The 13,665-nt window shown below is 42.1% G+C and carries 9 protein-coding genes; 6 read left to right on the top strand and 3 right to left on the bottom strand.

Going from position 1 to position 13,665, the window contains the following annotated elements; translation table 11 throughout:
* Positions 1 to 22: 22 nt before the first annotated feature.
* Entirely contained in the window at positions 23 to 2,074 is a 2,052-nt protein-coding gene (gene metG, locus ACVFI8_RS00815; protein WP_248715334.1) for a methionine--tRNA ligase, read from the bottom strand.
* A 203-nt stretch (positions 2,075 to 2,277) separates the two neighbouring features.
* On the opposite strand from metG, the gene udk reads away from it, so the two are divergent.
* The 4 genes from udk to ACVFI8_RS00795 all read left to right on the top strand — a co-directional run bounded on the left by udk (position 2,278) and on the right by ACVFI8_RS00795 (position 6,718).
* The gene (gene udk, locus ACVFI8_RS00810) at positions 2,278 to 2,922 is read left to right on the top strand and encodes a uridine kinase (protein WP_248715335.1); all 645 of its coding nucleotides are present in this window, start codon (positions 2,278 to 2,280) and stop codon (positions 2,920 to 2,922) included.
* A gap of 130 nt (positions 2,923 to 3,052) precedes the next feature.
* Positions 3,053 to 4,918, top strand: coding sequence for an AsmA family protein (locus ACVFI8_RS00805; RefSeq protein WP_248715336.1), 1,866 nt, complete (start codon positions 3,053 to 3,055; stop codon positions 4,916 to 4,918).
* A 50-nt stretch (positions 4,919 to 4,968) separates the two neighbouring features.
* Positions 4,969 to 5,442: a low molecular weight protein-tyrosine-phosphatase gene (locus ACVFI8_RS00800; RefSeq protein WP_256469362.1), complete on the top strand. Its 474-nt coding sequence runs from the start codon at positions 4,969 to 4,971 to the stop codon at positions 5,440 to 5,442.
* Between the two features lie 226 nt (positions 5,443 to 5,668).
* Positions 5,669 to 6,718, top strand: coding sequence for a GMP reductase (locus tag ACVFI8_RS00795; protein ID WP_457872749.1), 1,050 nt, complete (start codon positions 5,669 to 5,671; stop codon positions 6,716 to 6,718).
* Between the two features lie 104 nt (positions 6,719 to 6,822).
* Here ACVFI8_RS00795 and ACVFI8_RS00790 read toward each other — a convergent pair whose 3' ends face one another.
* On the bottom strand, positions 6,823 to 7,671 hold the full coding sequence (locus ACVFI8_RS00790; protein ID WP_457872747.1) for a D-hexose-6-phosphate mutarotase: 849 nt from the start codon (positions 7,669 to 7,671) through the stop codon (positions 6,823 to 6,825).
* A gap of 65 nt (positions 7,672 to 7,736) precedes the next feature.
* Positions 7,737 to 8,732 (bottom strand): type I glyceraldehyde-3-phosphate dehydrogenase, encoded by a 996-nt coding sequence (gap, locus tag ACVFI8_RS00785; protein WP_248715339.1) that lies wholly within the window; start codon positions 8,730 to 8,732, stop codon positions 7,737 to 7,739.
* 317 nt (positions 8,733 to 9,049) lie between these two features.
* Between gap and malQ the strand changes: the two genes are divergently transcribed.
* Entirely contained in the window at positions 9,050 to 11,245 is a 2,196-nt protein-coding gene (gene malQ, locus ACVFI8_RS00780) for a 4-alpha-glucanotransferase (protein ID WP_457872745.1), read from the top strand.
* Positions 11,246 to 11,414: 169 nt separating this feature from the next.
* Positions 11,415 to 13,625 carry a 1,4-alpha-glucan branching protein GlgB gene (glgB, locus tag ACVFI8_RS00775; protein WP_457872744.1) on the top strand — a complete coding sequence of 737 codons (2,211 nt, stop codon included), beginning with the start codon at positions 11,415 to 11,417 and terminating at the stop codon, positions 13,623 to 13,625.
* Positions 13,626 to 13,665 lie beyond the last annotated feature (40 nt).

The raw sequence follows: 13,665 nt of genomic DNA, 5'->3' as shown, positions 1-13,665 counted from the left end.
TGGCGCCATTTTTAGTGCTGAATTACATTACTCGCATACCGGGCTGGGCGCCGTCATCAGGGCTTAATATCCATAGTTCTTTACCTCCAGGTCCCGCCGCTAATACCATGCCCTGAGATTCGCCAAAGCGCATTTTTCTCGGCGCTAAGTTTGCGACCATCACCGTCAATTTACCTTCTAAGTCTTCAGGCGCATAGGCAGATTTGATGCCTGCAAATACTTGGCGAGTTTCGGTGCCTATATCTAGCTCTAAACGAAGTAGTTTTTCAGCTTTTTCTACATGTTCAGCTTTTACGATACGGGCGATACGTAAATCAATTTTTGCAAATTCGTCAAAACTAATTGTTTCTGCGATAGGTTCGAACGCGGCTTTTTCAGTTTTGTCTATTTGAGGTTTCTGTTCGTTTGCAGCCGGAGCAGCAAGCAAATTGTCTTTTGACGCGTCGACCATTGCTTCAACTTTCGTCATATCAATGCGTTGCATTAAGGCTTTAAAAGTTTGGATTTCATGGTTTACCAAGGTATTACCAATATCAGACCATTTTAGCTCTATGTTTAAGAATTGCTCAACTTTGCCACTTAACTCTGGTAACACCGGTTTTAAATAAGTGATCAGAACGCGGAATAAGTGAATACCCATTGAACATACGTGGTGAGCACGTTCTAAGGTTTCTTCATTTTTCGCTAATTGCCAAGGTGCTTCTTCTGCTATGTATTGGTTAGCTTTATCTGCTAGCGCCATGATTTCGCGCATGGCTTTACCAAACTCACGGCCTTCGTATAACGAGGCAATGGTTTGCTCAGCTGCAATAAATTCATCTAATAGCGCTTGGTTACTTACTTCATTTGATAAGGTAGAGTTGAAACGCTTACTGATGAAGCCAGCTGTGCGGCTAGCAATATTGATTACTTTACCGACTAGATCTGAGTTAACCCTTTGAGCAAAGTCTTCTAGGTTTAAATCTAAGTCATCAATTCTGTTGTTCAATTTGGCCGCGTAGTAATAACGCAAGTATTCAGGGTCTAAATGGTCTAGGTAGGTGCGTGCTTTAATAAAGGTGCCACGAGACTTTGACATTTTAGCGCCATTTACCGTGACGTAACCATGTGCATATACACTCGTTGGTTTGCGGTATCCGGCTCCTTCGAGCATTGCTGGCCAAAATAAGCTGTGGAAGTAAATGATGTCTTTACCGATGAAGTGGTAAACCTCTGCGTCAGAGTCTTTATTCCAGTAACTATCGAAATCTAGATCGTCACGTTTGTCACAAAGATTTTTGAAACTCCCCATATAGCCGATAGGTGCATCTAGCCATACATAGAAGTATTTATCTTCTGTACCTGGTATCTTGAAACCAAAATAGGGGGCGTCTCGGCTAATATCCCACTGTTGTAATCCTTGCTCAAACCATTCGTTTAGTTTGTTTGACATTTCGTCTTGTAAAGACCCTGAAACAGTCCAGTCTTTTAACATTGTTTGGAATGCAGGCAAATCAAAGAAGTAATGTTCTGAATCTTTCAGTACCGGTTCAGCGCCAGAGATAACCGATTTTGGCGATACCAGATCGGTTGGACTATAGGTTGCACCGCAATTATCACAGTTATCGCCATTTTGGTCTTCGCTGCCACATTTGGGACACGTTCCTTTGACAAAACGGTCGGGCAAAAACATGTTTTTCTCAGGGTCAAATAACTGAGAAATGGTTCTGGTTTTAATATGCCCAGCTTCATTCAACTTATTGTAAATGCCTTCAGATAAGGTTTGGTTTTCTGGGCTATGGGTCGAGTGATAGTTATCAAACTCAATATTAAATTCTTTGAAGTCAGCACTGTGTTCAAGGTGAACTTGATTGATCATTTCTTCGGGTGAAATTCCCATTTGCTGAGCTTTAAGCATGATCGGAGTGCCATGGGCATCATCGGCACACACGTAGGTGCAGGTATTACCACGAAGTTTTTGGAAACGAACCCAAATATCAGTTTGAATATATTCCAGTAAGTGTCCTAAGTGAATAGGACCATTTGCATAAGGTAAGGCACTGGTGACCAGTATTTTTCGTTGTTCGTTTGTCATGTGATCTACTGTAAGCTCAGTCAATTAACAGGTGATTCTAGGGAGCCAATCTTACCCTAAGCGGCTGTTGATGCCTAGTGGGTGAGTAGCCAGCTGAATAACTTATGGCTAATCAGCATCAAATATTTATTTGTAGTCTAATCCAGTAATGACTAATAGTGGCTTTGCACCTATAATTGCCGCAAAAGTACTAGGTTAATTCTATGAAAAATCAAGATCATAATACTGTCGTTATCGGCATCTCTGGAGCTTCAGCCTCAGGTAAAAGCCTTTTTTCTAAAACCATTGTAAACGACATTCGTAGTGAGCTTGGTGATAGCTGTATTGCCGTTATAAATGAAGATAGTTATTACAACGACCAAAGTCATATTACCCCTGAGCAACGAAAAAAAACCAATTATGACCACCCAAAGTCGATGGACCACGCGCTATTAGTCAGTCACCTTAAACAGCTAAAACAGGGGCTTACGATTGAGCAGCCTCAATATAGCTACACTGTAAATAACCGAATGGAACAAACTAAAACCGTTCAACCCACAAAAATAATAGTTCTGGAGGGGATCCTTCTATTTACCGACCCGGCGATACGTGACCAATTAGATATTAGCATTTTCGTTGATACCCCCCTCGATATTTGTTTGGCGCGTCGCATTCAACGTGACCTTAAAGAGCGCGGTAGAACATTAGATTCAGTATTGTCTCAATACCACCATACGGTTCGCCCTATGTTTTTACAGTTTGTTGAACCCTCAAAACAGTATGCTGATGTAATCGTCCCACGAGGCGGAAAAAATCGAATTGCAATTGACATCATTAACGCAAAAATAAGACATCTGCTGGCGTCGTAGAGTTGTTTAGTAGACGCTACAGGGTAAGAAAGTTTATCTAATCAAGCGAAAAACAACGCAAACCCAGCTGAATGTGATTATTATAAATTAATTACATATTATTCAACGATTTTGATAAATAGGGAAGATCATGAAAAAGCTGCTATATGGACTAGCCATTGTATTTGTTGTAATTATTTTAGCGGTGGTTATAGCCGTCTCCTTAGTGAATACCGATGACATCAAGCAGTTGCTTGTAGAAAAAACTAAACAAGCAACGGGGCGCGAGCTGATCATTGAAGGTGATTTAGGCTGGCGGTTCTTCCCAAGCATTGGTTTTGAGCTTGGAGAAGTACGTTTACTTGATCACCCTGAGTTTGGCGATGGTGATACTTTTAGTATTAACAGTGCCGAAATGTCAGTGGCTTTGATGCCTTTGTTTAGTAAAAACGTAGAAGTTGGCGATATTTCAGTTGAAGGTTTACGCTTACGCCATCAAACCAACGCTGATGGCTCTAGTAATCTTGATGATTTAACTAAGGGTGACGCACAACCCGCGCCAACAACTGGGGAAACAGCTGACACTTCAGCTTCTTCGGCTACGAGCGAATGGAGCATTAGCCTGTCAGGTATTACCCTCAGTGACGCTAATATCGAGCTCATCGATCTTAAACAAAACAAAACGCAGAAGCTTGGCCCAGTAAACTTTGCCCTTGAAGGCTTGGAGCTCGACCAAGATAACAAATTTACTTTTTCGTTAAACTTCAGTGATGGCCAGTTGGCGGTAGAACAACAGGCTGAGGGTTTACTGTTTGTCGCAAGTGACTTTAGCAAAGTAGCTTTAAAAGCAGTCAGTAACAGTATCTCACTAAAAGGGGAAACGATTCCTAATGGTGCGATGAAAGTTCAAACCGATTTTAGTCTTGCTTATCTTGTTGAAGCAAAAACTGTCGAATTGAGCGATCTTGCGGTAGATATCGATGGTAACACTCAACTAAACGGCAGTAGCCGGGTCGTGTTAAATGAAATTCCCGACATTTCATTCGACCTAACTATTCCATTACTAGATACCGCTAACTTTATTGCTGAGACTGATAACACAACATCTAATAATGACAGTAATGATTCCGCCAAACCAAAAAATGAACCAGAACAAGAACCTGACCTTAGTGCGCTTAACACCATCAATTTGGATGGCGTTCTGAGAATAACTCAATTTCAACATCAAAAATTGCATATAGAAAATATCAAGCAACAGTTGAGCATTGATAAAGGGATCTTACGTGTTCAAGAGCTAAGCGCCGATTTGTATGATGGTAAATTGGCAAGCAGTGCAGTTATTAATGCCCAAAAACCTGTAGCCAGTTATTCTATGAAGGCTACTTTGTCAGGTGTCCAAGCTAGGCCTTTGCTCACAGATGCTGCTGATTTCGAATTTATTGCTGGAGGCTTAAACGTCGACCTCAATCTGAAAGGTGTGGGTTTAACGCCTACGGCGGTAAAACAAAAAATTTCTGGTCCGATAAACGCCACCTTTACTGACGGTGCAGTGTATGGAGTGAATATTCCACAAATGATCCGTAGTGCCAAAGCATCAATGAAAGGTGGGGATAAACAGCAAGCTCAGCAAGAACAAAAAACCGATTTTAGTGAGCTGCTAGTCAAGGCGACGTTGGGAAATTCCTTGGCTAGTGTAAAGCAAATGCAAATGTCTTCGCCGCTGTTACGTATTGATGGCAAAGGCAACTCGCATCTTATTAAAGAAAGTTTAGACTTTAGTTTCGTCACCAAAGTCGTTGCCAGTTTAGAAGGGCAGGGCGCCGACAATGATTTGGCAGGATTAGATATTCCTATCAATGTAAAAGGTACTTGGTCGGAACCCAAAATAAACCTAGATATGAAGAAGCTATTTGAAAGCCAAGCAAAAGACGCGGTTAATAAAGAATTAAATAAAGCGTTAGGCGATAATGAAGATAGTAAAAAGCTACTGGATAGCTTAGGTGGTTTTTTCAATTAAACATGATGGGGCTTTAGTTGGCCCCTTTGTTTTACGGCGAAGGATGCATAGTGAATAAAATACCTGGAGTTAAATCTATTCTAGTGGTTTGCATGGGCAATATATGTAGGTCGACCACAGGCGAAGCTGTATTAAGAACCAAGCTTAAGCAGAAAAAACTGAAAATAAAAGTGGACTCTGCGGGTACCACCGATTACCACCATGGGGATAAACCCGACCCCAGAGCGGTTCGAGTTGCCGAAGATAAAGGCTATAGTTTTAAAGGTATACGCTCTCGAAAGGTTTTGATTAAAGATTTTGCCAAATTTGACCTGATACTTGCTTCAGATAATAAGAACTTAGCTTACCTAGAGAAACACTGCCCTCATCAGTTTAGTAGCAAACTGGCATTGTATCTGCCATCAGGTGGAAGTGATACCTTAGAAATTCCTGACCCTTACTACGGCAGCGTGCAGGGTTTTAAAACGGTGCTGGATTTAATTGAACAAGCAAGTGACGGTTTGATTGAACGCTTAACACCCTAAAATCCCCCCCAATTCGCTAAACGCTATATTGCTTTCTATTTTGTCCTAAGCCTTTTTAAGGCTATTTTATTGCACGGTACAAATTTACCTGATCAGCCAATGAGATAGCGCGTGTCAGAAAGCTATGCGGCTCTGTGTTACAGCAATCGATTATTAATGGTTTTGTTACTATGGCTTTGCTGCTATACTCTTTGGGTTTTGTGCCTAATAAGTAGTAGAGAAATAGATGAGAGTTGAGACAGATATAAAGCTTGGTTTTAAAGACGTTTTAATCAAACCTAAGCGTTCAACACTGAAGAGTAGATCTCAGGTTGTACTTGATCGGAAGTTTACCTTTAAACATACCGGTAGTCAATGGGAAGGTGTGCCTGTTATTGCCGCAAATATGGATACTGTGGGAACCTTTGGCTTAGCGGCAGCCTTAGCTGAACATAAAATGATGACGGCAGTACATAAGCATTACTCGATTGCTCAGTGGTCTGAGTTTCTAGCGAATATGGCGCCTGAGAAAATCAAATACTTGATGGTAAGTTGCGGTACTTCAGACGCAGAGTTTGAAAAAACTAAGAAAATTTTGGCTCTTAATAAGCATCTTCAGTTTATATGTGTTGATGTTGCTAATGGCTACTCAGAGCATTTTGTGAGTTTTGTTCGTAAGATGCGTGACACCTTTGCTGATAAGGTTATTGTTGCGGGTAACGTGGTTACCGGTGAAATGGTAGAAGAGCTCATCTTAAGCGGTGCCGATATTGTTAAAGTGGGCATTGGCCCGGGCAGTGTGTGTACCACTCGGGTGAAAACCGGTGTAGGTTACCCGCAGCTGTCAGCCATTATTGAATGTGCCGATGCGGCTCATGGCCTTGGTGGACAAATAGTGGGTGATGGTGGTTGTACTCAAGCGGGCGATGTGGCCAAGGCGTTTGGCGGCGGAGCTGATTTTGTGATGTTAGGTGGAATGTTGGCTGCGCATAAAGAAAATGGCGGCGAAGTCGTCGAAGAGAACGGCCAGCAGTTCATGAAATTTTATGGCATGAGTTCACAAACAGCGATGGATAAGCACACCGGTGGGGTGGCAGAATATCGAGCCTCTGAAGGTAAAACAGTTTTGCTTCCTTATAAAGGCAGTGTTCAACTTACCGTACAAGACGTATTGGGCGGGGTTCGTTCTGCGTGTACTTATGTAGGGGCGTCTGAACTTAAAGAGTTAACTAAGCGCACCACATTTATTCGAGTTCAAGAACAAGAAAATCAAGTGTTTGGTATTACCAAAGTATAAATTTGTGGGTTCATGTTGAAACAACCATAAATTTACCTGTTGGTTGTTTCAACACACAAAATGAACACAAGACCCTAAAGGAAACCTTTTAGGGTCTTTTTTATTTAGCGAATAACTTGAATTAACTGGTGCGAATGCTTAGCCGGTATTTTGACGGGTGACTGAGTTATAGCGGTTTCAATGCAAATGAAGTGGTCAGCACTATGTAGGTCAGCCATGTTGTCAGCTAATTTTTTACCGGGGTTCCACACTACTACGCTGTCATGACCGCGGTGTTCAATCTCTACTGTTGAATTATCCCAGCTTAAATGACTAATATTTTTGGGCTTTAGGTAGATTCGGTCGGTTTCTTCACTTAGTTCAAACTGTGTTACATCGCAATTTGTCTGTTGGCTGACAGAATCAATATATTGATCGCCAAGTGATCCGATGTGTAATTTTTTTACATCAGTTATGAAATAACTATGCAATGCGCCAGTGATTTCAAATTCGGTCGGGCTGTTGTTGGTGGTCGTTAGTTCAATGCTAGCTTGGTCACCGAGGGTGAATTTACAGCTTAAGGCAATTTCTGGTGTTGAATCATGGCACAGGGTAAGTACCAGTTGGCAGTATTGCTCGGTTGTTTTAATGGTATCTAGTGACCATTGGCTGGTTCTAGCAAAGCCATGTCTTGGGTAGGTGTCGCCTCCCAAGGTACCAAAACAGGGCCAGCAAATAGGAATGCCTCCGCGAATCGCTTTTCCCCTGGTGAATTCGCTACTTTTGCTAAGCCATAATTTTTCTTTACCGGGATTAGGTCGGTAACTGACTAAGTGAGCCCCTTGCTGGGCAATAAGTGCTTTTGCTTGTGGGTGATCGACCCAATAAAACAGCATACCTTCTTCGTTACGCACTTCAAATACAGCGTTATCTAGCTGTTTAACGACTTTAAGTTGTAATCTTTCAAGGACCATAAATTGCACCTATAAAAAAAGCGACCCTAAGGTCGCTTTATTAGTCTAGCTTAAAGCTACATTTCTTATTTAGAGATGTGAGCGATTAAGTCTAGAACTTTGTTTGAGTAACCGATTTCGTTGTCGTACCAAGATACAACTTTAACGAATTTGTCAGTTAGAGCAACACCAGCTTTTGCATCAAATACAGAAGTCTGAGTTTCACCGATGAAGTCTTGAGAAACAACTTGGTCTTCAGTGTAACCAAGAACGCCAGCCATTTCGCCTTCTGAAGCAGCTTTCATAGCAGCACAGATTTCTTCGTAGCTTGCAGCTTCTTTAAGGTTAACTGTTAGGTCAACTACAGAAACGTTAGCAGTTGGTACGCGGAAAGCCATACCCGTTAGTTTGCCGTTTAGCTCAGGAAGTACAACGCCTACAGCTTTAGCTGCACCAGTTGAAGATGGGATGATGTTTTGAGAAGCACCACGACCACCGCGCCAATCTTTAGCAGAAGGACCGTCAACAGTTTTCTGAGTTGCAGTAGTAGCGTGAACAGTAGTCATAAGACCAGATTCAATGCCCCACTTGTCGTTTAGTACTTTAGCGATAGGTGCTAAACAGTTAGTTGTACAAGAAGCGTTAGAAACGATGTCTTGTCCAGCGTAAGACGCTTGGTTTACGCCCATTACGAACATAGGAGTCGCGTCTTTAGAAGGACCCGTTAATACTACTTTCTTAGCGCCAGCAGTGATGTGCTTACGAGCAGTCTCGTCGGTTAGGAAGATACCTGTTGCTTCAGCAACAACATCAACACTAATAGCATCCCATTTTAGTTCTTCTGGGTTACGCTCTGCAGTAACACGAACAGTGTTGCCGTTTACTACAAGGTTGCCGTCAACTACTTCTACAGTACCGTTGAAACGACCGTGAGTTGAGTCATACTTAAGCATGTAAGCCATGTATTCAACGTCGATTAAGTCGTTGATGCCTACGACTTCGATGTCGTTACGCTCAACAGATGCACGGAATACGAAACGTCCAATACGGCCAAAACCGTTAATACCAACTTTAATTGTCATAGTGATACCTAATGTTCCTAGTTGTTAACAGATGTATAATTTGGTTGTAAACTTACAACATTCTGAAATTTGTTCAAGTCGAATCGACAATTAATTTGCGCAACATCAATTAATGATTCAAAAATGTACAAGCTACAATTTGCAGAAAGAAGTATTGACGTAGACTTAAAAAAAAACAATCAATATCAGTGAATCTCAGATAAAATTAATTTGGTGAAGTTTGTGCTAGATCGATAAAACAAGCTTTAGGATGAGTACAATACACGCGCAAAAAAATAATAATTAGTTCTATACAAAGCAATAACTCGGGAAATGTTATGTCAGATCAAATCATTGAACAGTTGGTAAAGCTTCGCGGCATCGAAACCAGCTACGTAGATGCTTGGGGTAATGCGGCTGAAGTCGTGCCTGAAAGCAAGTTAAAATTATTGAAAGCACTCGGTTACCCTGTAGATAACGCAGAGCAATTAGCCCAACGTTATGAAGAGGACGTACTGAATTACTGGCAACAAGTAATGCCAGTAGTAAAAGTAGTGAGAGTCGCTCCGCAATATCCTCTGGAAATTCGTGTTCCTATTGAGCTAGCCAATAAGAGTTTTAATTGGAAGCTGCAAACTGAGCAGGGTGAAGAATTCAAGGGGCAAATCGTTCCTGTTGATGGTGAGCTTATCGAAGCTCATGCCATTAATGAAGCAGAATACCAAGCTTATCAAGTTCCACTAGAGCTAGAATTACCTATTGGTTACCACTCTTTAAATATCTCGTTAAAGGGCGGACGCAAAGTATTGGCTGAAACACGTTACATTGTTGCGCCACAAGCGGCATATATTCAACCTAGTATTGCCAACGGTAAAAAAGTTTGGGGCCCTAGCGTTCAACTTTACTGTCTACGCAGTGAAACAAACTGGGGTATTGGCGATTTCAGTGACTTACAAGTATTAGTTAAAAATATTGCTGAAAAGGGGGGTGACTTTGTTGGTTTAAACCCAATTCACTCTTTGTACCCAGCAAACCCAGAAGCTGCTAGCCCTTATAGCCCGTCTTCGCGTCGCTGGTTAAACGTAGTTTACATCGATGTTAAAGCCATTGCCGAGTTTGAAGCTTCTGAAGCGGCTGAATTAGTCGCTAGCAGTGCTTTTCAGAATCGCTTAGAGCAACTTCGCAGTAGCGAATGGGTAGATTACACTGGTGTCACTGAAGCCAAGTTAGAAGCGCTTAGACTTGTCTTTAAACAGTTCCAAACTGTTCAAAAAGGCCGCACTAAACGCGCTAATGCTTTCCGTTCTTTTGTTAAAGAAGGCGGCGAAAGCTTAGCTGCTCAGGCAACTTACGACGCATTACAAGCTCACTTGTATGACGCGATTGGTAACGCTTGGGGTTGGCCAGCATGGCCAGACGAATATAAAGAATACCATTTACCAGCAGTAGCAGAGTGGGTTAAAGCTAACCAGGAAGCGGTAGATTTTTATCTGTGGTTACAGTGGATGGCTGATGAGCAATTAGCTGCGGTTGATGCTGTTGCTAAAGATTCTGGTATGGCAATGGGCCTTTACCGCGACCTAGCCGTAGGTGTTAGTGAAGGTAGTGTAGAGATTTGGGCAAATGGTGACCTTTACTCGCTAGACGCTAGTGTAGGCGCTCCGCCAGATATTCTTGGTCCATTAGGTCAAAAGTGGGGCTTGCCTCCGATGGACCCAGCAGTGCTTGAGGAACAGCAATATCAACCCATGATTGATTTGTTCCGCTCAAACATGCGTTCATGTGGTTCATTACGTATTGACCACGCAATGGCGCTGTTACGACTTTGGTTAGTCCCTAATGAAGATTCTGCTGATAAAGGTGCTTACCTTTATTACCCAATCCAAGATCTATTAGGCATTTTGGTTCTAGAGAGCCACAGAAATAAATGTCTCATCATTGGTGAAGATTTAGGCACGGTGCCTGACGGCATATTTGAAATACTTCAAGAGAACGGTGTTCACTCTTACCGTATATTCTTCTTTGAACAAGCTGAAGATGGTGGCTTCATTTCACCGGCTCATTATCCAGTTCAGGCGATGTCTGCAGTGACAACCCACGATATGCCAACCCTACGTGGTTTTTGGCATTGTGATGATTTAGCACTAGGTCGCGAGTTAGGCATTTACCCCGACGAAGACGTATTGCAAAGTCTTTATAAAGATCGCCATGAAAATAAACAGAAGCTACTAGATACCTTACATGGTCATCAAAGCATTCCTGATTATATTTCACATGATGTAAATTGGGTTGGTATGGATCGTGGCTTGAACTTCGGTATTCAAGTGCATATGGCAAAGGGCAGTTGTAGCCTATTGTCTGTCCAATTAGAAGATTGGATGGAGATGGACAAGCCTGTTAACGTACCTGGCACTTCAGCTGAATATCCAAACTGGCGACGTAAGCTAACTTGGAATCTTAGTGACTTGTTTGCGAGTAACGATGTCCAACAATTAATGCAGTCACTGACCGATGCTCGTAACAAAGCTAGTTAGTTATTGTTCATAATATAAGCAAGCGCTCTTCGGAGCGCTTTTTTTTTGCCATGAAAATGTTTTCTATCTCACTTTAGTGGCCATAAAAGCAGAAAACATTGCTCAGTTGCGCTAACCTAAGTTTAATGACCAAATCCCCTTATTCTCAGGATCTTAAGGTAAGTAAACAATGAAACGATCTTTGTCTTCACATGTTTCTCAATTAGTTCAACAATTATCTAGTGTTCGCTTAGGTGAGCCTTTCAATGCTTTAGGCTTATTAGACGATAAAAATGGCAAGGGTATGCTGCTTCGAGTTTGGCAACCCGACGCCAAAGCCATCACTGTAATGAGCTTAGCTGGCGAAGTTATAGGCACCATGGAGCAATTGTCGACTCAGGGCTTATTCGAGCTCAAACTAGACAATCGTCAACGATTTACTTATCAGCTTGAAGTTGATTATGGTGATACCAAAACCACCGTTATCGACCCTTATCAATTTACTGAACAGGCCTACGATGGCCTAGCAACAATGACCCATGCCCCGCAAAATCTCTATGAGGTTTTAGGCGCTCAAGTTAAATCTTATGAGTTTGAAGGACAAACCGTAAAGGGTGTTAGGTTTGCGGTTTACGCTCCGAGTGCTTCAAGCGTCAGTTTGATTGGTGATTTCAATCACTGGGACGGACGTTGTTTGCCAATGCAACGCTCTCTAGATGGCCACTGGGTACTTTTTGTACCTGGTTTATCGGCAGGCATTAAGTACAAGTATGAACTGAAGGATCGGCACGGTCATTCACTACCGCATAAAACAGATCCGGTGGGTTTTAGTTCTGAGCAATATCCTTCTTTTGCTTCGGTAGTATGGGATCACGATCAATACCAATGGGGTGACCAAGCCTGGATCGAGTCTCAAAAAACCGATAAACGCTATCAGCCAATGAGTATTTACGAAGTCCATTTAGGTTCTTGGAAGCGTAAAATAGAAGATACCGGTAACAATTATCTCAGCTATCGAGAGCTTGCCGTAGAGTTAGTTAATTACATTAAAGAAATGGGCTATACCCACATTGAGGTTTTACCTATTTCAGAGTTTCCCTTCGACGGATCTTGGGGGTATCAACCAATTGGCTTGTTTGCTCCAACCAGTCGATTTGGCAACCCAGATGATTTCAAATTCTTAGTTGATCAATGTCACCAAAATGGTATCGGCGTTATTGTTGATTGGGTTCCTGCACACTTCCCGAGTGATTCGCATGGTCTTGCCCAGTTTGATGGCACCCATCTGTATGAGTATGAAGATCCACGTCGTGGCTGGCATAACGATTGGAACTCATACATATATGATTTTGGTCGCGATACGGTGCGTCAATTCCTAGTTGCTAGTGCATTGATTTGGCTAGATAAATTTCATGTTGACGGCTTACGTGTTGACGCCGTTGCATCGATGCTGTACTGGGACTACTCTCGTGAAGAGGGAGAGTGGGTGCCTAATATTGACGGTGGCAACCACAACTACGAAGCAATTAGCTTGCTGAAGTGGTTTAACGAAGAAGTGTACCGTCAGTACCCGCATGCGATGACGATAGCTGAAGAATCGACAGCATTTGCTGGGGTATCACGTCCTACTTTTACTGGTGGTTTAGGCTTCGGCTTTAAATGGAATATGGGTTGGATGCATGATTCTCTCACTTATATGCAAAAAGATCCGGCTTTTAGAAAATACCATCACAACGAAATTACCTTCGCGATGGTCTATAACTACGACGAGAACTTTGTATTACCGATATCTCATGATGAGGTGGTTCACGGTAAAGGTTCGTTATTAGGGAAAATGCCGGGTGACGAATGGCAACAGGCCGCTAATTTAAGAGCATATACCGCTTTCATGTTTGCTCACCCAGGTAAAAAACTGAATTTCATGGGTAATGAAATTGCCCAAGCCAGTGAGTGGAACCATGATACAAGCCTAGAGTGGAATGTTTTGGATTATCCAAAACATAAAGGGCAACAAGAGCTGGTTAAACAACTTAATAAAGTTTATCGCAGTCATGCGGCAATGTATGAAGGTGATTATGATACCAATGGCTTTACGTGGGTAGATCATGATGACTGGGAAAATAGCATCGTAGTGTTCCAGAGAAATGCCATTAGCAATAACGAAAAAGTGATTGTTATTAGTAACTTTACACCGGTTCCTCGAGATGCTTATCGCTTAGCTGTTCCCGAAGAAGGGCGTTATAAAATCATATTGAATACCGACTCTGAGATGTATTGGGGGGGCAATTATGACGCCGGTATCGAGTTCCAAAGTGAAGCGATTAATGCGAAGGGATATGAAAATTCCATTATTTTAAACTTGCCACCACTGTCAACATTGTATTTAATCAAAGTAGATTAGATTTTTGATGTTTAGCCTCTGCCTTAGCAGAGGCTCAAGG

Source organism: Agarivorans sp. MS3-6 (assembly GCF_054112545.1).
This window is presented reverse-complemented; position numbering and strand designations above follow the sequence as displayed.

Excerpts from the sequence above, each read along its gene's own strand:
- metG (WP_248715334.1), bottom strand. The coding sequence starts at position 2,074 with ATGACAAACGAACAACGAAAAATACTGGTCACCAGTGCCTTACCTTAT.
- malQ (WP_457872745.1), top strand. The coding sequence starts at position 9,050 with ATGTCAGATCAAATCATTGAACAGTTGGTAAAGCTTCGCGGCATCGAA.
- ACVFI8_RS00795 (WP_457872749.1), top strand. The coding sequence starts at position 5,669 with ATGAGAGTTGAGACAGATATAAAGCTTGGTTTTAAAGACGTTTTAATC.
- gap (WP_248715339.1), bottom strand. The coding sequence starts at position 8,732 with ATGACAATTAAAGTTGGTATTAACGGTTTTGGCCGTATTGGACGTTTC.
- ACVFI8_RS00805 (WP_248715336.1), top strand. The coding sequence starts at position 3,053 with ATGAAAAAGCTGCTATATGGACTAGCCATTGTATTTGTTGTAATTATT.
- udk (WP_248715335.1), top strand. The coding sequence starts at position 2,278 with ATGAAAAATCAAGATCATAATACTGTCGTTATCGGCATCTCTGGAGCT.
- ACVFI8_RS00790 (WP_457872747.1), bottom strand. The coding sequence starts at position 7,671 with ATGGTCCTTGAAAGATTACAACTTAAAGTCGTTAAACAGCTAGATAAC.
- glgB (WP_457872744.1), top strand. The coding sequence starts at position 11,415 with ATGAAACGATCTTTGTCTTCACATGTTTCTCAATTAGTTCAACAATTA.